The sequence below is a fragment of the Algoriphagus ornithinivorans genome, assembly GCF_900115305.1.
Lineage (GTDB): Bacteria > Bacteroidota > Bacteroidia > Cytophagales > Cyclobacteriaceae > Algoriphagus > Algoriphagus ornithinivorans.
Map to the genome: position 1 here is coordinate 80,999 of NZ_FOVW01000008.1, position 26,428 is coordinate 107,426.

The 26,428-nt window shown below is 39.2% G+C and carries 19 protein-coding genes; 10 read left to right on the forward strand and 9 right to left on the reverse strand.

Going from position 1 to position 26,428, the window contains the following annotated elements:
* Positions 1-19 precede the first annotated feature (19 nt).
* Entirely contained in the window at positions 20-1,381 is a 1,362-nt protein-coding gene (locus tag BM073_RS13425) for a M20/M25/M40 family metallo-hydrolase (RefSeq protein WP_091654841.1), read from the reverse strand.
* A gap of 243 nt (positions 1,382-1,624) precedes the next feature.
* Here BM073_RS13425 and BM073_RS13430 point away from each other — a divergent pair, with 243 nt between their 5' ends.
* From BM073_RS13430 to BM073_RS13440, 3 genes are all read left to right on the forward strand, one after another.
* Positions 1,625-4,414, forward strand: coding sequence for a PQQ-dependent sugar dehydrogenase (locus BM073_RS13430; RefSeq protein ID WP_091654842.1), 2,790 nt, complete (start codon positions 1,625-1,627; stop codon positions 4,412-4,414).
* A 105-nt stretch (positions 4,415-4,519) separates the two neighbouring features.
* Positions 4,520-5,104: a YceI family protein gene (locus BM073_RS13435; RefSeq protein ID WP_091654843.1), complete on the forward strand. Its 585-nt coding sequence runs from the start codon at positions 4,520-4,522 to the stop codon at positions 5,102-5,104.
* A 140-nt stretch (positions 5,105-5,244) separates the two neighbouring features.
* Positions 5,245-5,709 (forward strand): GlcG/HbpS family heme-binding protein, encoded by a 465-nt coding sequence (locus BM073_RS13440; RefSeq protein WP_091654844.1) that lies wholly within the window; start codon positions 5,245-5,247, stop codon positions 5,707-5,709.
* Positions 5,710-5,712: 3 nt separating this feature from the next.
* Here the strand turns inward: BM073_RS13440 and BM073_RS13445 are convergent, their stop codons facing one another.
* Positions 5,713-8,388 carry a carboxypeptidase-like regulatory domain-containing protein gene (locus tag BM073_RS13445; protein ID WP_091654845.1) on the reverse strand — a complete coding sequence of 892 codons (2,676 nt, stop codon included), beginning with the start codon at positions 8,386-8,388 and terminating at the stop codon, positions 5,713-5,715.
* Positions 8,389-8,512: 124 nt separating this feature from the next.
* A complete protein-coding gene (locus tag BM073_RS13450; protein WP_091654846.1) occupies positions 8,513-9,352 on the reverse strand; it encodes a GLPGLI family protein in 840 nt (279 codons plus the stop codon).
* A gap of 205 nt (positions 9,353-9,557) precedes the next feature.
* Here BM073_RS13450 and BM073_RS13455 point away from each other — a divergent pair, with 205 nt between their 5' ends.
* From BM073_RS13455 to BM073_RS13465, 3 genes are all read left to right on the forward strand, one after another.
* Positions 9,558-11,102: a sensor histidine kinase gene (locus BM073_RS13455; protein WP_091654847.1), complete on the forward strand. Its 1,545-nt coding sequence runs from the start codon at positions 9,558-9,560 to the stop codon at positions 11,100-11,102.
* Positions 11,099-11,779 carry a response regulator transcription factor gene (locus BM073_RS13460; RefSeq protein ID WP_091654848.1) on the forward strand — a complete coding sequence of 227 codons (681 nt, stop codon included), beginning with the start codon at positions 11,099-11,101 and terminating at the stop codon, positions 11,777-11,779. Before BM073_RS13455 ends, BM073_RS13460 begins: the two co-directional genes overlap by 4 nt.
* A gap of 327 nt (positions 11,780-12,106) precedes the next feature.
* Entirely contained in the window at positions 12,107-14,377 is a 2,271-nt protein-coding gene (locus tag BM073_RS13465; RefSeq protein WP_091654849.1) for a PAS domain-containing sensor histidine kinase, read from the forward strand.
* A 55-nt stretch (positions 14,378-14,432) separates the two neighbouring features.
* Here BM073_RS13465 and BM073_RS13470 read toward each other — a convergent pair whose 3' ends face one another.
* The 3 genes from BM073_RS13470 to BM073_RS13480 form a co-directional block, all read right to left on the reverse strand.
* A complete protein-coding gene (locus BM073_RS13470) occupies positions 14,433-15,884 on the reverse strand; it encodes a sulfatase (protein ID WP_091654850.1) in 1,452 nt (483 codons plus the stop codon).
* Between the two features lie 160 nt (positions 15,885-16,044).
* The gene (locus tag BM073_RS13475) at positions 16,045-16,911 is read right to left on the reverse strand and encodes a sugar phosphate isomerase/epimerase family protein (protein ID WP_091654988.1); all 867 of its coding nucleotides are present in this window, start codon (positions 16,909-16,911) and stop codon (positions 16,045-16,047) included.
* Positions 16,912-17,012: 101 nt separating this feature from the next.
* Entirely contained in the window at positions 17,013-18,716 is a 1,704-nt protein-coding gene (locus tag BM073_RS13480) for a GMC oxidoreductase (RefSeq protein ID WP_091654851.1), read from the reverse strand.
* A gap of 1,206 nt (positions 18,717-19,922) precedes the next feature.
* Between BM073_RS13480 and BM073_RS13490 the strand changes: the two genes are divergently transcribed.
* The 3 genes from BM073_RS13490 to BM073_RS13500 are packed head-to-tail and all read left to right on the forward strand — an operon-like array spanning position 19,923 to position 22,592.
* The gene (locus BM073_RS13490; RefSeq protein WP_091654853.1) at positions 19,923-20,678 is read left to right on the forward strand and encodes a (Fe-S)-binding protein; all 756 of its coding nucleotides are present in this window, start codon (positions 19,923-19,925) and stop codon (positions 20,676-20,678) included.
* On the forward strand, positions 20,675-22,042 hold the full coding sequence (locus tag BM073_RS13495) for a lactate utilization protein B (protein WP_091654854.1): 1,368 nt from the start codon (positions 20,675-20,677) through the stop codon (positions 22,040-22,042). The genes BM073_RS13490 and BM073_RS13495 overlap by 4 nt, the downstream gene beginning before the upstream one ends.
* Positions 22,032-22,592, forward strand: coding sequence for a LutC/YkgG family protein (locus BM073_RS13500; protein ID WP_091654855.1), 561 nt, complete (start codon positions 22,032-22,034; stop codon positions 22,590-22,592). The genes BM073_RS13495 and BM073_RS13500 overlap by 11 nt, the downstream gene beginning before the upstream one ends.
* On the opposite strand, the gene BM073_RS13505 is transcribed toward BM073_RS13500, so the two are convergent.
* The 3 genes from BM073_RS13505 to BM073_RS13515 form a co-directional block, all read right to left on the reverse strand.
* Positions 22,589-23,884, reverse strand: coding sequence for a sensor histidine kinase (locus BM073_RS13505; protein ID WP_091654856.1), 1,296 nt, complete (start codon positions 23,882-23,884; stop codon positions 22,589-22,591). The genes BM073_RS13500 and BM073_RS13505 overlap by 4 nt on opposite strands.
* A 124-nt stretch (positions 23,885-24,008) precedes the next feature.
* A complete protein-coding gene (locus tag BM073_RS13510; protein WP_091654857.1) occupies positions 24,009-24,389 on the reverse strand; it encodes a VOC family protein in 381 nt (126 codons plus the stop codon).
* 40 nt (positions 24,390-24,429) lie between these two features.
* Entirely contained in the window at positions 24,430-25,470 is a 1,041-nt protein-coding gene (locus BM073_RS13515) for an NHL repeat-containing protein (protein ID WP_091654858.1), read from the reverse strand.
* A 128-nt stretch (positions 25,471-25,598) separates the two neighbouring features.
* Between BM073_RS13515 and BM073_RS13520 the strand changes: the two genes are divergently transcribed.
* The gene (locus tag BM073_RS13520) at positions 25,599-26,423 is read left to right on the forward strand and encodes a sugar phosphate isomerase/epimerase family protein (protein WP_091654859.1); all 825 of its coding nucleotides are present in this window, start codon (positions 25,599-25,601) and stop codon (positions 26,421-26,423) included.
* The last annotated feature ends 5 nt before the right edge of the window (positions 26,424-26,428 follow it).

The window sequence follows — 26,428 nt, forward strand, 5'->3', positions numbered from 1 at the left end:
GAATTCTAAAAAGAAGACATTACATCCCTTCCTGCTCTATTAAATAAACTAAAGCTGTCATTGCGGCAGCACCAAGCTCCAATTCCCGCTGATCCACTACCTCAAATACATCAGCGGCAGTATGATGGTAATTGAAATATCTCTGAGAATCAGGATGCAGACCGATTAAAATAGGTCCTTGATCTCTCAAAGGACCTATATCCGCTCCTCCACCTGGCACATCAAACTTCCAGATATTGTAAGGAGTAAATAAGTCTCTCCATGAAGCCAACTTGGATCGCTGAGCCTCTGTTCCGGTGGATGAGAAACCTAAAGGAATAAACCCTCCCGCATCAGATTCAATGGCTGCTATATGCTTTTCAGCTTTGGCTTTGGCTACTTTAGCGTACTCCTGACCACCTCTCAAACCGTTTTCCTCATTCATCCACATCACAGCCCTGAGAGTCCTCTTTGGCTTCCATCCCATTTCTTTATAAATCCTCAAAACTTCTATGGCTTGCATGCATCCAGCACCATCATCATGTGCTCCTTCTCCCACATCCCAAGAATCCAAATGGCCTCCCACAGCAATGATTTCTTCAGGCTTTTCAGAACCCTTGATTTCCCCAATGACATTGTAGGAAAGAACTTCTTCTTTCATCATTGAATTATTCTGAAGGTAGACTTTCAAATCTTTCTGGCCCTTCAGTAAACTACTCAATAACTCAGCGTCTTTAGTACTAATAGCCAGAGCTGGGATTTCCGGATAATCTGGATTATATCGCTGGTTTCCAGTGTGTGGAAAATCATCCACTCGATTGGTCAAAGATCTCACCAAAACTGCTATAGCTCCAAATTTTGCCGCCTCAGCTGCACCGGAGCCTCTTTGTCCATTTGCTCCACCATAAGCCTGAAAAGTATTGATTAATGTGGGATCCATGGGCTGATTAAAAAACACAATTTTCCCTTTTACCTGATCTTCCAATTTTCGAAGCCCTTCTATGCCGTAAACCTCCACTACTTCCCCTACCAGACCATTGGGTCCAGTTCCTCTACTATTTCCCAAAGCCAACACATTCAAATCTACAGCCCCTAATTTGGAGGAATTTAAAACTTTCGCTTGCTCTTTTCCACCCCTCACCCAATGTGGAACCATCACGGGCTGCAAGTAAACTGTATCGAACCCATATGACTCCATCAATTGCTTGGTATACTCTACGGCTGCAGCAGCTTGAGGTGAACCTGAAATTCTATTTCCTATTTCTTTACAGAGGTACCTTAAATTTTCATACGTATGTCCTTCAGTCAATTCATAGTTGAAGATTTTTTGAATGTTTTCAGAATGATTCTGAGCTTTTAGAATTAGTGGGCAAAGAAAAAGGAGAAATAGTATTTTTTTCATGGTATATCAATTTTGCCTAAAACTGAAAAATCTAATTCAATTTGAAAAGCTACCCACATAATTCTCTATGAATCTTTCAAATTAAAATTTGGAAAGCATCACTAACTTCCAATAAATATTTCAAAATACTGATTCTTATCACAGTAATCTACCGAATGAACAATTTCTATTTTTTCAAAATGAGATAATAGAGATAATTACGCTTAAATTGCCTATTAACTCTTAACCTGAATTCAAAACCTTATGAGTTTCAATCACATCAAAAACCTGAGTTTATCACTCTTATTGATTTCACTAATTTTCTCCTGTGGACCCAAAGAGGATCCCAGCATCAAGCCGGATGACAATCGTTTTACCAAGGTTGTTTTGACAGAAGGAATGGACGAGCCTATGGAAATTACATTCCTACCCGGTAATCGAGTCCTTTTTGTAGAAAGAAAAGGAGGTGTCAAAATTTTTGATGAGAACACCAAGGAAGTAACTCTGGTAGCGACTATACCGGTAAATACAAAGTACACCAACAAAGAAGGACGTGTACGGGAAGCTGAAGAAGGACTCATGGGCGTAATCGCACATCCTGACTATGCTCAAAACAATTGGATTTACATGTACTATGCAGATCCAGATGAACCCAAACACGTCTTGGCAAGATGGGAGCTTAAAGGCAATGAGCTGGTAGAATCCAGTAAAAAGATTGTTCTCGAAGTCCCAACTCAAAGAGAAGAATGCTGTCATACAGGTGGAGGGATGGTTTTTGATGCTGAAGGAAATCTTTTCCTTACCGTGGGAAATAATACAGTCAACCCAAGAGAAGGATCTTCCAATTTGGATGAACGCCCAGGAATGGAGAGCTCCGATGATCAGCGCGCACCTGGAAACACAAATGATCTGAGAGGAAAGATTTTGAGAATTCATCCTGAAGACGATGGAAGCTACACTATTCCAGAAGGAAACTTATTTCCTCCGGGAACAGAAAAAACCAGACCTGAAATCTATACCATGGGACACAGAAACCCATGGAGACCTACTTTGGATAGTAAAACAGGATACCTCTATTGGGGTGAAGTCGGCCCGGATGCATCAGTGGACTCCATTTGGGGACCCAAGGGATATGATGAGTTCAATCAGGCCAAAGGTCCTGGATTTTTTGGTTGGCCCTATTTTATTGGAAATAACTTCCCCTACAACCGCCACGATCATGAAGCCGGTACTTATGGTGCTCCCTATGACGTGAATAAACCTGTCAATGAATCAGTAAATAATACTGGATTGAGAGAATTGCCTACTCCTGTAATTCCTGCCATGATTTACTACCCATATGGAGTTTCTGAAGAATTCCCAATGCTGGGGAGCTCAGGAAGATCTGCCACAGGTGGCCCAGTATTTAGAAAGGCTGATTTTGCAAGTAATGCTCCATTTGTATTCCCTGCCTATTATGAAGGAAAGTGGTTAATCGTCGACTTTATGAGAGGCTGGATCATGGCTGTGACCATGGATGAAAATGGCGATTACCAAAGCATGGAGCGCTTTTTACCGAATGAAAATTTCAGCTCTGCAATCGACATGGATTTTGGTCCGGACGGTGCTTTATACGTTTTGGAATATGGCAGTGCTTGGTTTAGAGGAAATGCGAATTCCCGTCTCATCAAAATTGAATACAATGCCGGGAATAGAAAACCAAACGTAACTGCTTCTGCAGACCGTCTCGCTGGCGCAGTTCCTTTGACTGTTAATTTCAGTTCTGAAGGAACCAATGACTATGATGATTACGACTTAAATAAACTTGCTTTCCAATGGACTATCAGTTCTGAGGGCAAAGTCCTGGAAAGTTTTAACAGACCTAACCCTTCATTTACTTTCGATCAAGCTGGAGTTTATGAAATTGAATTAGTGGTAACAGACACTAAAGGAGCCCAAAACAGTCAAAAACTGGAGGTTGTAGCAGGAAATGATATTCCGGAAGTGAAAATTTCTATGAATGGCATCAATCAATCCTTCTGGTTTGGAGAAAAAGAATTAGACTACCAGGTAAGTGTAAAAGACTTGGAAGATGGAGGTACTCAATCAGGAGAAATTAAAGCAGCCGAAGTGGCCATTACTTTTGATTATGTACCAGAAGGCTTTGATCCTATTGAAATAGCTTCTAAACAAAGTGGTGCTGAAACACTGGCTTCATTGACTATTGGGAAAAACCTTATTGAAGGAAGCGATTGTAAATCCTGTCATCAATACAAGGAGACATCCATAGGTCCTAGCTATGAAGCAGTGGCTGCCAAGTATCCTAATTCTCCTGAAAACACAAATTACTTGGTAGGTAAAATTATCAATGGTGGAGCTGGAGTATGGGGAGAACATGCCATGAGTGCACACCCACAATTGAGCGAGGCAGATGCTAAGAGAATGGTGGATTTCATCCTAAGCATGGATGATGCGCAAGCTACGGTGGCTTCCCTTCCTTTGAACGGAAAAGTACAACCCTTGATCCCTGAGGGCGATAATGGACAAGGAGGATTCTTACTCAGAGCAGCCTATACAGATAAAGGTTCTTCCAAAGCACCTCCTTTGTCTTCTGTAGACTATATAGCTTTGCGAAACCCTTACCTTGATCCTCAATTATCGATAGAAAGAAAGGGTGTTCAGCTATTGACTACGCCAAGAGTAAGCTTCTTGATGGCTGGAGACAATTCTTCTTTTGCCTTAGATAATATTGACCTCACAGGCATAACCCAAATCGATCTCCATGTCAGTGTGAGTACAAGAAACGGAGCCGCTGGTGGTGTAGTAGAGGTTCGACTCGGCTCAGCAAACGGTGAACTTCTTGGTACTTCCAATAAAGTTGGAGTCAAAGAAATGGGATTCCGTCCACCAGAAGGAGTTGATCCTATCGTTTGGAGAAGGGAAAATGCAAATCGGGCTCAAGTGAGCATTAAGCCAACGTCAGGTAAGCAAAAGCTTTATTTCGTCTTCAAAAACCCTGAGGTGAAAGGAGAAGAAATTTTGATGGGAATTAATGAAATCCAGTTCATCAAATAAGGCTGCAAGTCCAAAAAAATAAAAAATCAGACAAAGTTCTGAATTCATTAAACCAACAAGAGAAAAAAGAGTCTAACAAGAATCAAATCCTAAAAACCACAATTCATGAAAAGTATCATTGCCATCATTTTAAGCTTAGCAGTATTTTTCCCAACAGAAAAAAATACTGCCCCTGCCACTGTCAACAAATCTGAGAGTTCTGTCATGTGGAAAGCCGCCAAGGTTACCGGAGAACATTGGGGCTATGTTCCGATAGCGGATGCAACCTTAGACTATTCCAACGGGAAAATCACAGGAGGATCCTTTGAAATGGATATGGTCAACTTAACTGTTGAAGACCTTACCGATCCAAAATCCAAAGGCAATCTGACCAATCACCTGAAATCAGATGATTTTTTCTCAGTGGAGAAGTTCAATACTGCCTCTTTTAAAATCACTGATGCAAAAAGTAGTAATGGAAAAGATTACGTGATTTCCGGAAATTTGACCATCAAGGGGATCTCACAACCCATTAGTTTCCCAGCTAAAGTGTCAACCTCAGGAAATAAACTAACGGCTGAAGGTGATATCACTTTTGACAGAACAAAATTTGATATCAAATTCAGATCAGGAAATTACTTTGAAAACCTGGCTGATAAGTTGATTTATGACGATGTCAACCTAAAAGTAAAACTAGTAGCTAGTATCTGATTACCACAATTGAAATAAAGTTAAGGCCTGAGTTTTCTCGGGCCTTTTTTCGTTGAACCTGAATCAACATGCGCTTCTAGAGCCATTAGAATCCCTGCCAATTTTTTGATTAAATTGATGCAAACAATAATCCCTGTATCATGAAAAACTTACTCTTTACTTTCGCCTTATTACTTCCCATTCTTTCATTTTCACAAAATCAGACCAAACCCTTCCTTAACTTGGAAGATGCATTGAAAATCACAGAAGCTGCCCAGGCAAAAGCCCAATCTGAAGGCTGGAATGTAGTGATAGTCATATTAGATGATGGAGGCAACTTGATTTCCCTGAGGCGTATGGACGGTGTCCAGATTGGAAGTATTGAAGTCGCTCAGGCAAAAGCCAAAAGCGCCGTGTATTTCAAGCGCCCAACCAAGGTTTTTGAAGACTTGATGAAGGCAGAGGGCGGAAGCAGAATAGCTACCTTGCCCAATGCAGTGGGCGTTGAAGGAGGATTACCAATTTTTAAAGATGGCTTTTGCATAGGCGCCATAGGAATATCAGGAGTCACCTCTGCTCAAGATGGCATCATCGCAGCAGCCGGATTAGCTTCTATTGGGCAATAACTGTTATATGTCAAATTTCACAGTAATAAGCGCATACCTAGGTTGAACCAGATAGGAAAAGGTACTGATCAGATTTTCTGAAAAGCTATCTCTTCTAATTGATCTGGTGTCCAAAATATTCCAAACTGAGAGCTTCAATTCCCAAGGACTTTTAGGACCCTGATAACTTAGAAAAGCATTGAGAAAATCAAAATCGCTCTGAGTTTGTGAGACCTTGTTCAAATACGTGTTATAAGTATAATCCGCATTCAATTTCAAGCCCTTATAAATATCAAGGTCTATTTCCACTTTAGGACTATGGGTGATAAATGTGTTCTCTATTGGTCCGGAATTGTAAACATTAGAGGTAAAAGAATAAGCCAAATCAACCTCCAAAACCTTGAAAAAAGTACTGGTCAATCGCGTATCATAAGTCTGAGAAAACTGCTGGTTCCTGACAGGAGAATCATTCAACAATAAATTCGTGCTGAAAGAATTCCATTTTCCACCTACCTCAAATTTGAGTTTGTTCAAAGATTTGTCGACCCTGATATCTCCATTCAAACTTTCATTGACAGGAGTCGCATTGACTAAACTCAGTAATCTATTAATTCCTGCAAAGTCGGTATTGGTGATGATATCATCCCTTTTCCGGATATAATTCAGGTTGCCGAAAACACTCAGCCCACTGAAAAAATCATAATGGGAATAATTAAGATTATGAGTTGTAAATAGGCCATTTTCCAAAATTCGGTTTCCCTGAAAAAGTGCATTATAATCCTGAAGCACAAAGCCTCTAGCTAATTTCTGGATATCCATAAAATTCGCCTCAGTCAGATATCTGTAGGTTAGGGATTTATTGGAACGAATATTCCATTTGGCATACATTGAAGGAAGCAGTAATAGCTTATTGAAATTTTGTTCATTATCTAACTGCAAGTCTCTCCAAGCATACTGGTGTAGATTAAGCGTTGGACTTATGACCCATTTATTCCATTTAGTTTTCCAAGTCATCCCTACATACCGGTCCTGAAGTCCAAACTCATTTTCATTTTCAAAATCAGAAAAAGTCTCCTTGGAGCCAACCTGCTCCAATTGGCCAATCAGATTTTGAGAGAAATTCTGATAGCCTAAAGTCCAGTTCAAATGATTGGTTGGGTTCAGGATATAATAGTAATTGAAAGCAGCCTCCAAAGTATTTGTGGTGATTTCCTGAGACTGAAGCAACCTGTAAGTTTCTGCATCTGCAATTGGATATAAGCCCTGCAGAGGTTTGAGATTGGTGTTCAAATAAAAAATTGGATCCGAAAACTTACTTTCCCAATTGAGTTCAGTTGAAAACACATGACGTTCACTAGGAGCATGATACCACTCTAACTTTTGCTGCAAAGCATAGGGTGTTCGGGTATTACGCGAGTCAATTCTTTGATTGATGTCTCCAAAATTTGAATTCAAGTCATTTGCATTGCTGATTTCAGAGAGTTTTCCGAATAAACTGTACTTCAGATAAGTTTCCTCTTTCGGAGTGTAGGTCAATGCATACTTCGCCAATCCGGATTTGTTTTCAACAAAGCTTTCAGAGTTCAATTGCTCTTGGGTATCCTCGCCTGAATTTAGGTAGGTTCTCAGTGAATTGCTTCCCAGCTGATTGGCTGAAGTCGATGCTATCAAAAACCCCGAATGCCTCCATTTTTTGCTTGGGGAGTAGTTTAGATTCAAAGCCCCTAGCGTACTTTGCAAGTCAAAAGCATTGGTTCTATTTGCTATCGGAATCCCCAAATCTTCTGAATTTAGCTGAACTCTTGAACCAGATCTGGAACTCAAACCAGAAAGTCCCCCACTAAACCTGAAATAATCCTGCAAGGTGAAAGTCTGTTCCCCTACATTATTACTTCCTCCTATCAAATTCACATTTAATTTCGGAGCGTAATAAAAAGCATTTACATGTCCTAGATATCTTTCCTCCGGTCCTGCTCCTCCGGTCAAGTCTCCGAAAACAAGGTTTTTCTTTCCCTCTTTCAATTGAATATTCAAAGCCAAAGTTTCATTGGTATCCAAGCCTCTGATAGGTGATACTTCATTGAAATTTTTCAGCACCTGAACTCGATCGACTGCATTGGCTGGTAAATTCTTAGTAGCCAATTTGGTGTCACCATCAAAAAAAGTCTTTCCATCCACCAAGACCTTGTCTACCTTTTTGCCTTGCACCTTTACCTCCCCGTTTTCATCCACTTGAAAACCCGGAAGTTTTTCCAATACATGCTCTAACTTTCGTTCTGCACCTGTGGTGAAAGCATCTGTTTTATAGGTCAAGGTATCTCCCTTCATGGTCACCGGAAGCTCAGACACCACCTCCACTAAACCCAACTCTGTATCAGCCTGCTGAAGTGTCACATTGAGTGGTTTTTCCGAATCCCATTCACTGATAGTTGATTCAAATTGAACGTAACCTACAAAAGAGACTCTCAAGAGATAGCTGGGACCTTCGGCAAGCGTAATTTTGAACCTTCCCTCAGCATTGGTAATTCCAAAGCCGCCGATTTTTTGAGTGCTCTGATTAATAGCCACTACATTCGCATAAGGTATGGGTCGATTCAGCGAGTCCAGTACTTGCCCAATAAGGGGTTTGCTTTGACCATAAGCTGAGAGGGCCAATCCAATGAAAAAGGCAAAAAGGAGTAATTTTTTAGAAAAAAGCATTTTGGTTAAGTATGATGTATAAAATCAGAAAGCTGGATGAGTTTAGTTAGAAGATACTCTAAAGCGTCACATCTTATTTCTAGCCTCTATCTAGTGTCTCGCATCTAGAATCTTGCTTCTCAAATCAATTCCCAATCCGTATCGTAAACCGATTACCATCTCCGGGTTTACCCTGATATCGATTCATCATTTGCTTCATACTTTCCTCTTGCATAGCTCTAAACTCTTCCCTATTGACTTCTTTTCCTCTTTTGGGGATCTGAATTTCTACTGGTTCTTTGGAGGGATTCAATTCAATTTTTTCACAAATAAGCGTTCTCCCCTCACTCTGTAATTCCAAAATAAGTCCAGGCAGACCAAAATAATTTTCAGGACCATGTGGAACGGGGATTTCCGGAGTAAACCAAGCAACTACCTGAATCGTGTCTTTCACAGATTCCATTTCAGTCATTCCAGTAGAAAATCTCTGTGAGTCAATGATTCGAGCGTAAATAGCTTTTTGAGCTTGGTAATTCCCTATTTTTTTTGATTCTCCAGTCAACTCCCATTCTACTGGTTCAAGATTATCTTTGATCAATAAATCTTTCCCCATCATTTCCTGTTCTTGAATGTAAGTTTGCTCTGCCAAGTTTTTATAAAGTACACGATCCTGACTTCCGGTATTAATCATAATTTGCATTCCGCCGGAAGACGCAGTAGCTGGTCCGCCTCCCAAACTTTCTACTTGCTTCCAGTTTGATTCGGTTGGAGTGAAAGACAATACATAGTCTCTTTCCATTTGTTTCTTCAATTGAGCTTGGATTTCTGCTATTTGCTCAGGGTTCATTTTAGTGGAATCCATAGATAATTTTATCTGGGAACTGGATTTGTAAAAAGCCCTTCCTGTTAGGCCTTGGGCCAGTGCTAAGTTTCCCAGTAAAAAGAAAGAAAAGAATGCCGTGAGAAGTAATGATTTGGTTTTCATAGTTCTTTTTGTTTTGTTCACAAATCAAGAAATACTCTCAAAAACATTGAGTTAAGCACTGTTAACGAGTGTTAACAGTCATTTTTTAACTTTAATAATGCTTCTATTTTAGCACTGTGAAATCAAGTAAAACTAAATTTCCACAATGGATTGGTATTCAAAATGCGAGATTCCATCTGGCATTTGAACAACAAATTCCTTTCAGATGAAAAAGTTACAATTCAAGCGCATAGGGTTTTTAATAGTCTTCACCTTACTGGTCAGCATTGGCATTCAGGTTTGGAGAAACTACAACCAGTTTCTGCTGATTCAAGAGCAGCTAGTGTCTGAAATCCAGCAAAGTTTGGACAATGCTGTGGAGAACTACTATGCCGAATTGGCGAAAACAGATGTCGTTACCTTAACAGATATGAGATCTGAGAATCAAAGCATTACAGATTCTGGAAACGTCAAGCAACAGATACAACATTTGAGAATCAAGAAACTGGACACTTTGGGGAGCTTTTTAGACCGAGTCGGCCAGAGTAAAGAACTTTTTCAGGCTCTAGAGAATGTTGAGAAAGGAGGATTGGACTCATTCCTATGGAAGTCTTCCGACCAAAAAGACAGCTTGAATAATATTGTTTTACTAGACTCTGGTCGAAGTATGGGTATGGATAAAAAGAACGAGCTCAGGATTTTCATGGGAAAAAGTAATGCAGACAGTATCAACCGCCTCGAATTTCTGACTAGTAAAATCATCATTTCCATTACTAGAGATAGCTTAGATTTTGAAAAAATCAATGCCTATTTATTTGAAGAGTTGGACAGAAAAGGTATTGATATCAATTATCGATTAATTCATTTGACTGGAAATGAAAAAGAAGACAGCCTGCTTGTCTCTAACACTCCGACCATGCCTTTCAAGACGGTTTCAAGATCCACATTCCTTCCTCCGGGACAAAGTTTGGAGATGTACTTTGAAAATACAGCATTGACTATTCTAAAAAGGGGAATGTTCGAAGTTTTGACTTCCTTACTCTTTCTGGGAATCATTGGCTTTGCCTTTTATTATCTATACCAAACCATCAAAAACCAGAAAGAAATAGCAGAAATCAAGCAAGATCTGATTAGTAATATCACTCACGAATTCAAAACCCCTATTGCCACTACCCTTTCTGCCATTGAAGGGATTGAACAGTTTAACCCAGCCAATGACCCTGAAAAGAACAAGCGCTATTTGGGAATATCCAAGTCGCAAATGCGCAAGCTCAATCAGATGGTCGAAAAATTATTAGAAACAGCCACCTTAGATACTGATCAGTTGATTGTAAAAAAAGAGGCAATCGACCCTGAGCCTTTATTGAGGCAATTGATCCAAAAATTTCAGACAATAGCTCCTGAAAAGAAAATTGACTTGATTTTGCCCGCACAACTTAAACCTATTTGGGCAGATGCTTTTCACTTTGAAAATGTGATCTCCAACCTTTTGGATAACGCTGTTAAATATGGAGGGAATGAGATTCTATTAGGCATTGATCAAAATGGTATGCATAAGATTCGAATTCACGACAATGGAGGAAATATCGCAGCAGACCAAAAAAACCGGATTTTTGAACAATTTTACAGGATACCTAAAGGAGATGTTCATGATGTGAAAGGTTTTGGGATAGGACTATATTATGTTCGGAAGATCCTGGAGAAGCATGAAGGAAAAATAGAACTATTAACGGGAAAAAATTCCACCACATTTATTACCTATTGGCCATGAGTAAAATCCAAGTACTATTAGCAGAAGATGAGCTGGCTTTAGGCATGATTATACAGGAAAGCCTGGAGAGTCGTGACTTCAAGGTGAGACTCTGCGAGGATGGACAAAAGGCTTGGGAAAGTTATCAATCCTCAAAACCGGATATTTTGATATTAGATGTGATGATGCCTAAAAAGGATGGGTTTTCTTTAGCGGAAGAAATCCGAAAAATTGATCCCTATACCCCGATTATTTTTTTGACCTCTAAAAGTCAGACAGAAGATGTGGTCAAAGGCTTTGGCTTAGGAGCCAATGACTATGTACGCAAACCCTTTAGCATGGAGGAATTAATCGTTCGTATCAAGGCTCATCTTGACAGACTGCGAACCCGACAAAATCAGAATGATTGGCTACCGATTGGTCAATATGAATTTCACCCAACCAAGCAGATTCTCCGAATTAAGGATTCAGAATGCCCATTAACGGCAAGAGAAAGTCAACTTTTGCAAATGCTGTTGGAAAATGCCAATGACATTACCGACAGAACACTGATTCTGAATCAGATTTGGGGTTCAGACGATTTTTTTAATGCCCGCAGCATGGACGTATTTATCACCAAGCTCCGAAAAAAATTACAGGATGATCCAGAAATTCAAATTTTGAATATCAGGGGATATGGATTTAAGTTAGTTTGCTAACACTTTTTGATTGCCTCTGCTCCACCTCAATCAGTTAATAATAACCTAAAGAATTTGCTATTTTAGGGGACTAACTGTATTTTAAGGAGAATAGCATTGATTATTTATTACAGATTCATCTTTTCTTTTGACATTTTCTTCAGATTCAATTGTATCAAGTTTAGAAAAATTTCTAAATTTCTTACATTGATAAAAGAGGATAATATATTGATTGATTAAGAGTTAGGGTTTGTGTCATTTCCTATCGCAGAGGAAGGCATACTTTAATCCAACCCTAGCTTTTAAATAGCAGTCTGAAAGAGTGTTTTTTGCTTTATTCTTAAACCTATGGCTAATTCATTTATCGAGGATAATCAAGATCTAGGATTCCAAAAAAGATTATTGGAAGAATTGACCCAATCTGGCACCTGGGAATTGCATATCCAACAAAACAAATTGTATTGGTCTCAGGGTGTATTTAAAATGCTTGGTTACCAACCCGATGAATTTGAGGTGACTTTTGAGAAAGGCCTTTCCGTAATTCACCCAGAAGATAGAAAAAGGGCAATTGATCATATGAGTGAGGTGCTCAACAGCTCCAAGGATTACAATATTAAAAAAAGGCTTATTAAGAAAGATGGTACTCATATTTGGGTGATTTCCAAAGCAAAATGGCTAAAAAATAATACGACAGGCGAAACAATCCTTTCAGGTGCTTTTAGGGATATAACCGAAATTTTGTCTACCAAGAAAGAATTGGAGACAGTAGTTGAAACTAATCAGTCTTTATATGAGAATTTGGATGGGATTTTTTGGGAGGCAGATGCACAAACATTTGAATTTTTATTCGTAAGTCCACAAGTTGAAAAAATTACAGGATTTACTCAAGAGGATTGGCTAGCTGATCCCAAATTCTGGCAAAATCACATTTTTCTTGAAGACAGGGACAGTGCTATAAACCTATGTCACTTGGAAACTCAGAGGTTGAAAGACCATGCATTCGACTACAGATTCATTAAAAAAGATGGCGAATTAATTTGGTTGAATGATAGAGTGAAGGTGATTTCCGAAAATGGAAAAGCTGTAAAACTTCAGGGTATGATGGTTGATATCACCCGTGAGAAAAATATTACCAAGGCATTACAGGAGGAAATAGCCCTCAACCAATCTTTCCTACACAAATTACCCGGAATATTTTTTCTGTTTGACTTAAAAGGGAAAATGATTTTATGGAATCATAATATCGAATCAATCTCCGGATATTCAGAACAGGAAATAAGAGAAATGAAGCCAGATGATTTTTTTAAAAAAGAAGATCAAAAGCGGATTTTAGATGAAATAAAAAAGGTGGCTGATGACAACAGAAATGAAGTTCTGATGGAGATTCAAGCCAAGGATGGCCAAAAGATCCCAGTTCATTTTTCTGCCTCTATAATCCAATATCAGGGAAAGCCATGCATTCTGGGGATAGGACAAGATATCAGAGAATTGATAGAGTCTAAGAGGCTAATTGAAGAAAATATAGAACGATACGAGTTGGTAACGAAAGCCACGAACGAAGCTATCTGGGACTATGATTTCAGAGAGGAAAGTCTTCATTGTGGTGATGGCTTTTTTAAGCTGTTTGGATATGAGCCCTCTGAAATGTCCCTCAATAAATTCATCCAACTCATTCATCCTGATGATCAAGAAAGAGTTAATAAAAAAATCCAAGATTACTTGACTCCTGACCCTACCAAAACCAATTGGCTGGATGAATTCAGGTTTAAAAAGAAAAATAATATTTACACCTATGTAGTCAGCAAGGCGATTTTCTTAAGAAATAAACAAGGCTATATAACCAGAATAGTGGGTTCTATTCAAGACATTTCCCATCAAAAGGAATACGAGCGATCCCTCAAAAGTTTGAATGAAAAACTGGAGCTTCATATCCGGGAATTAGCGTTCTCCAATCAGGAGCTTCAGCGTTTTGCCTTTATTGCATCTCATGATTTGCAAGAACCCCTGAGAATGATCTCTAGCTTTATGGGATTATTGGAAAAAAGATATGGTGATAAATTAGACGAAAAGGCCTTAAGGTATATCTCTTTCGCTACTGAAGGGGCAAAGCAAATGCAGAGAATTATCCTTGATTTGCTAGAGCACTCTCGTGTTGGCAGCCCTGATGAATCAAAAGTTAACCTATCGGTGGATAAGCTTCTGAAGGAAATACAGCTATATCTCAAGAAAAATATTCAAGAAAAATCTGTGAAAATCACTCACAGCCAACTTCCTTCTATTCATACTTTTAAAACTCCGCTCTTTCAGATTTTCATGAACTTGATTTCAAATTCAATCAAATATGCTCATCCTGAAAGAACTCCCGCGATTCACATTGATTGTAAGGAATTAAAAAACCATTGGCAGTTTTCAGTTTCAGATAATGGCATTGGAATTTCGCCTGAATATTTTGAAAAGATATTCATCATTTTTGAAAGACTGCATACCAAGGATAAATTTGAAGGAACCGGAATAGGATTGGCTATTGTCAAGAAAGCCGTGGAATATCTGGGAGGTGAAGTCAAGGTTTCTTCCGAAATAGGTAAAGGATCGACCTTTACATTCACCATAAAAAAATAAAAGGGAACAATTTCTAATCCCCTTTTACCCATACTTAATCGTTGAATTAAAGCTCCTATGGCTCATCCACTTTCCGAATAGGCATTCTTGCATCTGTATCAATTAACCATTGATCAAGCTTTGCCTGAAGTTCATTTGCTATTGCAGGCTCTTCATTGAAAAGATTATTTTTTTCCTCTCGATCATTAGCCAAATTATATAACTCATCCATGCCGGGCTCATAATAATGGATCAATTTCCAATCTCCGGAGCGAATTATGGAATAAGGAATGACTATAGTCTCCCGATAATGAGGAAAATGCCAAAATAAATCCCTTTCTGCCAGTTCCGCTTTCCCTGTAAGAAGCCCTTTTAAGCTTTTTCCCTCCAATTCTGAATCAGATGATTTAAGACCGACAAATTCCAAAATTGTCGGAATCCAGTCCATAGTAATGATCGGGGCTTCAATTTCCTTTCCCTGAGGGATAATTCCCGGAAGACTGACTATGGTCGGAACTCGTATTCCTCCTTCGTAAGGAAAGCCTTTTTGAGACCTAAGACCCAGATTTACGGTAACTGGCTTATCTGGATTTCCTATCAAACCTCCATTGTCAGAGGTAAAAATCAAAAGCGTATTTTCTCTCAGTCCTTTCTCGTTTAAGTACTCCATCAACTTCCCGATATTGAAATCCAGATTTTCGACCAAGGCTGCGTACTCTGGGTTCCTTTGAACCCCCTTTTCTTTTTCTTCATACTTAGACACCAAATCGGGCGGGCCCATGATTGGGGTATGAACCGCATATGGAGCCCAATGCACAAAGAAAGGTTTCTCCTTATTTTCGATAAAATGGATCAATTCATCGCTTTCCCGATCCGTTAAAAATTCCCCTTTTTTTCGAGGAGGTAGATTTTTCATTTCATAATACTCCCTGGGCTGAGCAGCTTGATACGGATCAAAATAACTCGGTGGCTGCCCTAAATCATTACCACCTATATTCACATCAAATCCTTGATTCTCGGGATGAAAGCCTTCCTCACCTAAATGCCACTTTCCTAAGTGTAATGTTTGATATCCTAGTTTTTTAATCCGTTCAGCTATGGTCTCCTCCTCCAAGGGAAGATATCCTTGAATCTTGGGAGTTTTCAAAGGCCTTCCCTCAAATTCTTCATATTCTCCAAGTTCACCGGATGTAGAATAGCCTTGGAATTTTGCACGAATCCAATCTGTAATCCCTAATCTTGCTGGATATTTTCCTGTCAAAAGTGCTGCTCTGGTAGGTGAACAAATCGCAGCTGCTGCATAGGAATTGGTAAATAGAGTCCCCTCTTGAGCAAGTCGATTTAAATTGGGTGTTTCATAAAAGTCAGAACCAAATGGCTGAATATCTGCCCAGCCTAAATCATCTACATGGATTAAAATAATATTGAGTGGCTTTTCCTCGGGTTTAGTGCATGAAATCAAAAAAATAAGGAAGACAAAAGCCCAAGATCCTTTACCATCCACACAATCAAAATACCGTTTTTCCATTTATCATACTTATAAAATCAATTCATATTAAATCCCTAACCTTTTGGTTTGAGTGGCGTAAAAACGAACAAAGCTTTAATTGCTTAATTCGGTTAATTACACTCAAAGTCAGGGGATACGCAGGTGGGCCAATCTAGTTCCACCTGCCCTCTGCACCAAATCAATACCTGAGTTCTCTCAAATACTGAATACTTTTTGGCAGGTTTTGGAGTTCTTTTTCGCTCTCGTCCTCAATGAACATGTGCTTGATCCCAATCTTATTGGATTCTCTTAGAATACCGGGTATATCCAACTCACCGTTACCTAAAGGGACATCATTTTCATGACCAGTTAATCCAGTCATATCTTTCGGAGCTCCTTTTCGAAAGTCTTTTAAGTGCAAAGAGACCCATCGGTCTCCGTATTTTTTCAAAAGAGCAACAGGATCTCCTCCACCAAAATGCGTCCACATCACATCCATTTGAAGAGAGACATATGCTGGATTAGTATTTTCAACCAAATAATCGAAAAGAGTTCCTTTTCCATAAGGCTGAAATTCATAACCATGTACATGATATTTAAATGTGATCCCATTCTCTTTAAGCACTTTTCCTCCCTCGTTAAAAGCTTTGATAGCTCTATCAGCATCTTCTTTGGAAAAAGCTCCTCTTTTATGGGGAATCCATGCACACATCACATACTTAGCTCCCAGCTCCTTTGCCTTGTCCGCGACAGCTTGAGGATCTGACTCCAAAGCTTCAAAGCCAGTTCCGGTAGAAGGAATACTAATTCCTCTATCGGCCAACATTTTCTTGAAATCTGCAGGATCGACTCCTTGAGGAGCTCCGCCTTCATATTCTTTGAAACCAATACTCTGAATGATATCCAAAGTCTCTGGCACACCGTTTTTCCATTGGTTCCGAAATGTATAAGAAGCTATACCCAAGGGAACTTGAAACATGGGATCACCTTTCTTTTGAGCAGATACCTTCGTAGGAATTAAATTCCAAGCCATAGCAAGGAACAACAAGCTTATAATATTTTTCATAGGACTTAGGTTGAGATTTTGGGTTATTTTGAGACTTTCACAGCCAATACTCAATCGTGAAATGATTCTATGCTCAATTCAAGATTTGAATTTTCTACAGATTACAAATTCATTTTTTTCAACTCATCCACAGCATGGTTAGCGGCTCTGGCAGTTAAAGTCATAAACATTAATGTAGGATTCTGAGTACTGGTGCTGGTCATGCAGGCACCATCTGTAACAAAGACATTTGGGCAGGCATGCAACTGATTATGTTTGTTCAGTAAGGAGGTCTTAGGATCTTTCCCCATTCTAACTCCTCCCATTTCGTGGATATCTGATCCTGGAGGTGCTTGGGAGTCAGAAACGGCAATATTGGTAAAGCCCATACGCTCAAACATCTCTGTTTGCTGTTCTAAGAAATCCTTTGTCATTTTATCATCATTTTCGGTCCACTCTACAGACATGACAATTTTAGGAGTTCCATACTTATCGGTTTCAGTATCGCTTAAGCGCATATGATTGCTTTCAACAGGAACCATTTCCCCTTGCATCCAAGCTGACATGGTCCAAGGTCCATGTTCTTGGTTCAAGAGATTATCCCGTAACTGATGCCCGATCACATCTGTATCGGAAGTCATACCTCTGCCACCAGCCATTCCGATAGCATAGCCTCTTAAAAAGTCAGTATCCTGTTTGAAGACATTTCTAAACCGGGGAACATAAGCGTGTCCAGGATGTCTACCTTCTGTAGCTTTATCTTGAAAGCCTTCAAAAGTTGCAAAACCCTTCCCTCTATAATTATGACAGGCCATAAATTTACCCATCAACCCATTATCATTCCCTAATCCATTCGGGAAGCGGCTGGATTTGGAATTCAAGAGAATGGCATTGGAATTAATTGTGGAAGCATTGACAAAAACTATCTTGGAATAAAATTCCATAGCCTCCTTCGTGTTTCTATCAATTATCCTTACACCGATAGCTCTGCCTTTCTCCTCATCGTAAAGAATTGATTCTACCACTGCATCCGGGCGAACGGTCAGGTTTCCTGTTTTTTCAGCCCAAGGTAAGGTGGATGCATTTGCGGAAAAATATCCTCCATAAACACAGCCTCGATTACACATATTTTGATGCTGGCACTTATTTCTTCCTTGTTGTTTATGGATTTCTTGAGGGTCGGTCAAATGCGCACATCTACCCTGGATTAGATGTCTATTGCCATACATGCTTTTTAATTGCTCAGCATAATATTTCTCTATGCAACTCAATTCAAACCCGGGCTGTACAATTTGATCTGGCAATTCCGGCAAGCCGTCACGGCTACCTGCAAAACCAACAAACTTTTCTACATAGCTATACCATGGCTCTAAATCTTGATATCTAATAGGCCAATCCACTGCATAACCATCTCTACCCGGCCCTTCCAAATCATAATCGGACCATCTCTGAGTTCCTCTTGCCCAAAGCAGAGACTTCCCACCTACATGATATCCTCTAAACCAACGAAAGGGCTTCTCCTCTATATACGGCTGTTCATCCTCAGCCAAAGCCCAATGCATGGTCTCTTCCCTTCCCCATCGGGCGGCACCTACTCCAGATCTTTTTTCTATGGGAACAGTTCCTCTAAACTCAAATTCCCAAGGAGCCTTGGAGGCTGTTGGATAATCTTCTATATGGCGAACCATTCTTCCACGCTCTAGTACTAGGGTTTTGAGTCCTTTCTCACAGAGTTCTTTGGCAGCCCATCCTCCACTTGCTCCAGAACCGATTACGATTGCATCATAGGAGTTTTGTTGCTTGGCTTTTAGGTTTAGGTTTGACATGTTAATTGGGTTGGATAATATTTGGTTGAAAAAACCAATTAGTACTGAAATCTACCAGACAATAGCATACAAAAGGTAGGAAATTGCTTTAAATAAAATAAAAAGAAAGAAGATTATCTCTCCTCGATCGGCAAGCCAAATTTCATTTGATAAATGGAACGGAAGACCTAAGCCAAAAGCTTGCATTAATGGAAACTCAATGCTCCCTTCATGCATGTTAATAGAATTTTTGAAAAAATGGATGCAAATAAATAGGACTCTCAAGAGGCTTAAAAACAAAAACGGGAAGCAATTTTTCAATTACCTCCCGTTTCATAACTCAGAAATCGTAATCCCTGAACTATGCCAAGCTACAGTTACTAACTATCACCAGTTGCCCGGTTCAAAATTCTAAGATTGAATCATCTTCGAAAAGATTTGTCCCATTTGAATACTTCTGTAATGCACTTCTGCAGTAACCTGTCTCAGAATCTCCCGTGAAGGAAATACCATTCATGCCAAAAGCTTCGAAGAACTATTGAGGCTCTTCATCCTGGGCCGATCTGTTTTTGCACTTCTGCGGTTTTCCGTTGCAAACAACTGCATTTAAGCAATTATTCCTTTGTGCACGACTGCTTTATTCCGAAGAACTCAGCTTGCTGATTCACCAAGTTTACATTTCTGGAGTTGCCTCTTTCAACCGATCACTTGCGCGTTCGATCCTTCATGCAATGGTTAGTCTTAAAGTTCAGAGACTTCGTAGACTTCAACATATCGTTTTTGGCACTTCTGCGGTTTTTCCGTCTCAGACTTTCACCCGTTGGTGATTGCCCCTTCGCGCCCGATCTCAAAATTTCAAACTAGAATCCGGGGTCGTATCCCCGATTATTTATCTCTTACTTGGTTTAATAAAATTGGCTGAAAATCAGGGGAATTCCTACTTTTCATTCGATTATTTTCCCACAATTTATCCCCATATTTATTAAGGGGAATTAGCGGTTTATCAACATAAAATTGACACTTATACACATCTTCAGGAATTTTATCCTATTCAGGGATCTCTAACACAAAATCTTATTCTACTCATCAGGAAAACTGTTTGAAACCAAAATAATTTCTATCCTACTTCGCTTAAAAAAACCGCGCAACTCACAGTCAATTTGGACCGACAATAGAACAAAATCATCTCTTATTAGCGATTTTAAATTGGGAAGTTTAACTTTCATTATGGAGCAATCTCAACCAAATGTAGGACTTTTTATTCCTTGCTATGTTGACCAATTTTATCCTCAGGTAGGAAAAGCAACGCTGGAAATATTAGAAAAGCTAAACTGTAAAGTTTCCTACCCTTTAGATCAAACTTGTTGTGGACAGCCATTAGCGAATTCGGGCTATGAAAGAGAAACCAAAGAATCTTGTCAGCAATTTCTTAACTCATTTCTTAAGTTTGATTATATAGTTGCTCCCACCGGAAGCTGTGTTCACCATATCAAGGAGAGATACTCCAAAATATTGAATGCCCCAGAACTTCAACCTTCACTCAATTCAAAAATTTTTGAGCTGACAGAGTTTCTTCATGATATCCTTAAAGTAGAGCTCCAAGGTACTTTCAGACACAAAATTGGCTACCATGCATCCTGTCATGCTTTAAGAGGTTTGAGGCTCTCGAAATCCAGTGAGGTCAATACAGCACCCTTCGATAAAGTGAAAAGCCTCTTTGAAAAAGTGGAAGGGCTGGAGTGGTCCCAACTTCAAAGAAGTGATGAATGCTGTGGCTTTGGCGGAACCTTTTCTGTAAAAGAAGAAGCAATTTCCCTTTCCATGGGAAAAGATCGCTTGGCAGACCATCATGAAGCAGGCACTGAAATTCTAACAGCAACAGACATGTCCTGCTTGATGCATTTAAAAGGGTTGGCTGATAAAAAACAAAGCACCCTTCCTATTATGCATTTAGCTGAAATCATCAATCAAATCATCTCATGAGCCATTCAAAAGCATCAACCGATTTCCTCAGAAACACGGAACATGCCAAATGGCATGATGAAACTCTCTGGATGATTCGAGAAAAAAGAGATCTAGCCAGTCAAAAAGTCCCGGAATGGGAAAATCTCAGAACACTGGCATCTTCTATCAAAGAACATGTGCTTTCAAATTTAGACCAACTTCTTCTGGAATTTGAAGCCAATGCCACGAAAAATGGAATTCAAGTTCATTGGGCAAAAGATGCCCAAGAGCATAATCAAATCGTCTTAGATATTTTAAAAAAGCAGTCTTGCGCTCAAGTGGTAAAGAGCAAATCTATTCTCACTGAGGAATGCCATCTCAACCCATTTCTGGAGAAAAATGGGATTGAGGTAATTGACACCGATCTAGGGGAAAGGATTGTGCAGTTTCTCCATCAGCCACCCAGTCATATTGTATTGCCGGCCATCCATTTAAAGAAAAGAGATATTTCCGAACTCTTCCACCAAAAACTCCAAACTGAAAAGGGAAACGAAGATCCTTATTATTTAACCCAAGCAGCAAGAACTCATTTAAGAGAGAAATTTCTAAAGGCCAAAGTTGCTATCACCGGAGTCAATTTTGGGATAGCAGAAACAGGTGAATTTGTCGTCTGCACCAACGAAGGAAATGCAGATATGGGCGTCCATTTGGCAGACGTTCACATTGCCTGCATGGGTATTGAAAAATTAATTCCCAGGAGAAATGATTTGGGAGTTTTTTTGAGGTTACTGGCTCGTTCTGCCACAGGACAAGCTATCACAAATTATACTTCTCACTTTAGAGGTCCAGAAAAGGGGAAGCAAATTCATTTAATCTTGGTGGACAATGGCAGAACAGAACAATTAGGGAGAGAGAAATTCAGAAACTCCCTCAAATGCATTCGTTGCGGTGCTTGTATGAACACCTGCCCAATTTACAGAAGAAGCGGGGGTTTTAGCTATCAAAGTACTGTTCCAGGTCCAATAGGTTCCATCCTATCTCCAGGATTGGATTTGAAAAAATACAGCTCCCTTCCTTTTGCATCCACTCTTTGTGGCAGTTGTACGGATGTTTGCCCAGTTAAAATCAATATCCACGAACAACTCTATGAATGGAGGCAAGAAATCACCAAAGCCAATCCAAATCATGCAGAAATCTTAAGCATGAAATTAGCCAGTGGGATTTTTAAAAGCCCGCTAGCCTACAGGATCTCGGGAATCCTGATGCGTAAACTCATTAAAAATTTGCCCGACTCATTAATATACAATCCTTGGAACGTTTGGGGAAAAGGAAGAAAGCTACCAGAAACTCCTCAGGAGTCTTTCAGAAATTGGTATTTAAATCACAGGAATAATGAGCAGTAGACAAGAAATTCTCGAAAAAATTCAGCAACTCAGGCTGGACCAAACCGAACTTCCCACAATTCCTGAATTTAAAAATCCCATAAACACTGAAGAGGAATTTAAAGCATCAATTGAGGCAAATAAAGGGGAGGTTATTTCTCAGGAAAAACTTATGTCGTGGATTTCTGAATCCGGTTTTCAGAAAATCCTAAATTTCTCTCAACTCATTAACCTAAATACTACTTATGCTAGGATTGATGATGCTCACGAACTAGACCAACTTCAAGTTGCAATAATCGATGGTCAATTTGGCGTAGGGGAAAATGGCGCAATCTGGATCACCAATGAACAAGTTCCATTTCGAGCCATTCCATTTATTACAGAGCATTTGGTAATAGTGCTTCCCAAAAATGAAATTGTACCTACCATGCATCAGGCCTACATTAAAACCTCAAGTCAAAGCTACAGCTTTGGTTTATTTATAGCAGGACCTTCGAAAACAGCGGATATAGAACAATCACTCGTAATAGGAGCTCACGGTGCGAAAAGTCTGAGGGTTGTGTTAGTTTAGACCAAATTCCTTTCTAGAAAAAAGATATTTCTAGAAGATCCGTCCGCTTCAAAACCCAACTTCATTTCCAGCTTATCGGCAATTTTTTTACATAATGGAAGACCTAAACCAGTTCCTTTTTCGCGATTGGTTCCATACGAGGTTTTTACCTTGAATTCAAAAAGTTCATCCCGTAAGTTTTCCGGAATGACTGGGCCTTCATTTTGAACTTCCCATCTTAACATGTTTGGAGCCACTTTCAAGGAAAGTTCTATGGTAGAATCTGATTGGGAAAATTTCAGAGCATTATCTAAAAGATTTTTTAGAATGATTTTAATCTCATTTTCTTCTAAATCAATTTCCTCAGTTTCGCCATCTATCTTAAGAGAAATACGCTGATTCTTTCTTTGAGCTTGAACCACCATTGTATCTCTGATTTCTTCCATCAAATCCTTGGGATCCACTTTTTTAAGTTCAAAAGTACGATCATCTAATTCAGTCATAACCCATGATAAGGTATTGTTTAGAACCTTGTTGAGATGAAAGCTTTGATTTTTTAGCTCTGAAAATATTTGCTTCATATCGTCATCATCAAACTCTCCCCGATCAACCATTTCCATTGTCGAACTCAAGGTTGCAATAGGATTTTTCAAATCATGAGACAAAAGAGCGATCAATTGATTTTTTTTCTGGTTGACATCCGACAGCTTTTCAAGATTTACTTCATTCTCTTTCCTCAGTTGATTTAAGAAAAAATTCTGTCTCTGATAATTCTTGATAAATACCATTACACCAGCATATACGAATAGCCCACACCAAATTAAAGTGATCCAATGATCCCAAAATCGGTTTTCCAAACTTGTATATATCCGAGGAACAGAATAGTATCCATAAACCTCCAAATAAAACAACATACTAAATGTAAGTGTGACTAAAAATAACCAAATTGCCTTCCAAGCCCCTTTTATCAATATTGCTATGGCAACAATAAAAATAAAAAAGGTATAAAGCGTAGGGCCGTCGAATCCGTCATTTTCAAAATAATTGAATATGATCACCATTACTCCTGCCCCAATCATCATGTTTAGGACTAGCTGGTACTTCCCAAACTTCTTCATATACCAATAGCCAATAAAGAAGGGGATCGCTAAGGTTAATTTGAGACCAATTATAAAGGCACTCAGTCCAATAAAATAATCAGAAATGCCCAAAAAAATCATTAGTGTGCCGGCAAAAGCAGCAAAAACTAAAGCTATTTTATTTTGGAGTTCTTCTAGATTTCCAGATTTATCCAGGTACTCTAACACACTCATATCAAAATCTCGTCGACAGCATTAAAAAAGCAAATAAAACTAAAAATAAAAAAACAATTCACAATACCGTACAATAACCTGTATTTAAAATACTAAATATTGATAATAAAGAGATGGAAGCGAATTAAGCTCTAGAGTGAATCGCCACCCTATTTCCTTCTGTATCTAAAAACACTCCCATATAGCCCACGTCCTCCGAAATCATTCGTTTATCGATTTGTACTTTCCCTCCTGCAGCCTCTACTTTACCCAGTTCAACTTGGCAATCCGCTGAAGAAAAATAGATCAAAGCCCCTGCATGTCCACTTGTTTCATAAAATTGCTCATGATATACTAAGCTTCCTCCTGCTCCTTTTCCCGTTTCGTCCCAAGGAAACCAGGCCATTTGAAAATCGCCCATGACTTGCTTGTTTAGCTTGCAATCAAATACGGACTCATAAAATTTAATGGCGCGATCCATATCTTTTACTGGAATCTCAAACCATCCTACAGTGACAGATTTCATAGCTTTAGGGTTTTATATATATAAATTGATAATTGGCTTTTTATACTCTAGTAAGCTTAATGGGATAGGTCTTTCCTGCATTCCATTGACATACATAGATATTTTCATCCTGGTCAATACAGACATCGTGACAATGCTTAAATACTGGATCTGATTGAACCATCAACTGAAGCTTGCCGTCCCGGTATTCGGGAGCTGTTCCTCCAGGATTAGAAACAACTTGGTTTTCCTTATCCAGAATAGTCACAAACCCTGAATTGTCCATTTGCTCTAAATATTTAAGTCTCGACCAACAGACACCTGCATACAGATTTTCACCATGAATTACAGGGCGGCATACAAAAGCACCTGGTAAAAAGATGGTTTCCAAATACTCCCCGTCCATCGTGAATTTCTTAAAGGAATTATGTCCTCTTGAGGTACAAATCAGAGAAGGTTCCTTGCCTCCACGCTGATCTACCGCTATCCCATGAGCAGTTTTAAACTGAGCGTCACTGTGTCCATCTCCTCCAAATTTTCGAATGAAATTTCCTGACTTATCATATTGTAAAAAATATTGGGAACCATAGCCATCAGCAATGTATAAATCTCCATTGGGAGCGACCGCAGTCTCAGTTGGAGTCCACCGCATTTTTTCATCATAAATACCCTCTTTAGCGGGCATAGGGATTTCTGAAACCACCACACCACTCAGAGTAGTTTTGACAACTCTGCCTCCATTATCAACTATCCATAAATATTCGGCATCCCCCTCATCTACCAAAGTCAATCCATGGGCTGCATTCAGACCCAAAGTCCAAGTATCCAGCAGTTTTCCAGTTTGATCATAAATGATCACATTATTTTTGGGCTCATCAGTCAATAGAATCATCCTGCCTTTTCTATCCATGACCATTTCATGACAGTTAACCACGGGAACTTTAGTGGGGTCTAAATTACCCCATTTCATATCTACTTTGTAGGTGAAATCTCCATGACCTAAAATTTGATCTTGTGCTGCAAATAAAGAAAAGTCAGGTTTAAGGCTCATAGCTAAAGTGATCAGGGAGGAATTTTGGATAAATCTTCTTCTGGAATTCATAGGTGCTGATTTACTTCAAGTTAGGAAAATGCAGGGAAGATGAAAAATCAAGATTCAGAGAATCAGATTTTCAATAGTTTGGCGCCGAAAAATTAAATAAATTTAGATATCCCAAACATTATCAAACCATGAAAAGGCTCATTTTAAGTTTTATTCTCGCTTTTTTTTCATTTCAAATGAACGCACAGGAAATCGCATTACAACTCTATTCCCTCAGAAATCAAATTCCACAAGACCCTGAAAAATACCATCAAATGGTGGCTGATTGGGGAATCTCAGCTTTGGAGGGCTTGGGTAGGCATGAGATGTCAGAATTTGAATACTTGAAACTTTTAGAAGAAAATGAGCTGGAAATAGTGGGAGTTGGAGCTGATTTCAATCAGCTGGCTAGAGATCTAAATCCCATCATTGCACAAGCCAAACTTTATGGGGCTAAATATGTCACCTGCTACTGGATTCCTCATGAAGAAGGTCCTATTTCTTTGGATGAAATCAAACTGGCTACGGCTTTATTTAATCAGGTAGGAGCTGAGCTCAAAGAGCATGGACTTACTTTTTTATACCATCCACATGGCTATGAATTCGCCAAAGCTGGGAATGGAGTGGTCATGGATTATATGTGGAAAAATGCCGAAAATTTCGCTTTTAACATGGATGTCTTTTGGGTAAAAATGGGTGGTGGAGATCCGCTGAAAATCATGAAAAAATATAAAGGGAAATTCCCTATGCTCCACTTGAAAGATAGAAAAATAGGCACACCGGGATCTATGGACGGACATGGAGATGTGGAAACCAATGTAGTTTTAGGCACTGGAGATATTGACATTTCAGGCATCATCAAAGAAGCCAAAAAGCAAGGCACAAAGTATTTGGTCATTGAAGATGAAAGCAGCAGATCAGTAGAACAAATCCCCCAATCTGTGGCATTTATTAAGAAGCAACTCGAAAAATAATTTGT

Bases quoted from the DNA above. Each gene is read 5' to 3' on its own strand.
- BM073_RS13425 (WP_091654841.1), bottom strand. From the start codon at position 1,381: ATGAAAAAAATACTATTTCTCCTTTTTCTTTGCCCACTAATTCTAAAA.
- BM073_RS13430 (WP_091654842.1), top strand. From the start codon at position 1,625: ATGAGTTTCAATCACATCAAAAACCTGAGTTTATCACTCTTATTGATT.
- BM073_RS13435 (WP_091654843.1), top strand. From the start codon at position 4,520: ATGAAAAGTATCATTGCCATCATTTTAAGCTTAGCAGTATTTTTCCCA.
- BM073_RS13440 (WP_091654844.1), top strand. From the start codon at position 5,245: ATGAAAAACTTACTCTTTACTTTCGCCTTATTACTTCCCATTCTTTCA.
- BM073_RS13445 (WP_091654845.1), bottom strand. From the start codon at position 8,388: ATGCTTTTTTCTAAAAAATTACTCCTTTTTGCCTTTTTCATTGGATTG.
- BM073_RS13450 (WP_091654846.1), bottom strand. From the start codon at position 9,352: ATGAAAACCAAATCATTACTTCTCACGGCATTCTTTTCTTTCTTTTTA.
- BM073_RS13455 (WP_091654847.1), top strand. From the start codon at position 9,558: ATGAAAAAGTTACAATTCAAGCGCATAGGGTTTTTAATAGTCTTCACC.
- BM073_RS13460 (WP_091654848.1), top strand. From the start codon at position 11,099: ATGAGTAAAATCCAAGTACTATTAGCAGAAGATGAGCTGGCTTTAGGC.
- BM073_RS13465 (WP_091654849.1), top strand. From the start codon at position 12,107: ATGGCTAATTCATTTATCGAGGATAATCAAGATCTAGGATTCCAAAAA.
- BM073_RS13470 (WP_091654850.1), bottom strand. From the start codon at position 15,884: ATGGAAAAACGGTATTTTGATTGTGTGGATGGTAAAGGATCTTGGGCT.
- BM073_RS13475 (WP_091654988.1), bottom strand. From the start codon at position 16,911: ATGAAAAATATTATAAGCTTGTTGTTCCTTGCTATGGCTTGGAATTTA.
- BM073_RS13480 (WP_091654851.1), bottom strand. From the start codon at position 18,716: ATGTCAAACCTAAACCTAAAAGCCAAGCAACAAAACTCCTATGATGCA.
- BM073_RS13490 (WP_091654853.1), top strand. From the start codon at position 19,923: ATGGAGCAATCTCAACCAAATGTAGGACTTTTTATTCCTTGCTATGTT.
- BM073_RS13495 (WP_091654854.1), top strand. From the start codon at position 20,675: ATGAGCCATTCAAAAGCATCAACCGATTTCCTCAGAAACACGGAACAT.
- BM073_RS13500 (WP_091654855.1), top strand. From the start codon at position 22,032: ATGAGCAGTAGACAAGAAATTCTCGAAAAAATTCAGCAACTCAGGCTG.
- BM073_RS13505 (WP_091654856.1), bottom strand. From the start codon at position 23,884: ATGAGTGTGTTAGAGTACCTGGATAAATCTGGAAATCTAGAAGAACTC.
- BM073_RS13510 (WP_091654857.1), bottom strand. From the start codon at position 24,389: ATGAAATCTGTCACTGTAGGATGGTTTGAGATTCCAGTAAAAGATATG.
- BM073_RS13515 (WP_091654858.1), bottom strand. From the start codon at position 25,470: ATGAATTCCAGAAGAAGATTTATCCAAAATTCCTCCCTGATCACTTTA.
- BM073_RS13520 (WP_091654859.1), top strand. From the start codon at position 25,599: ATGAAAAGGCTCATTTTAAGTTTTATTCTCGCTTTTTTTTCATTTCAA.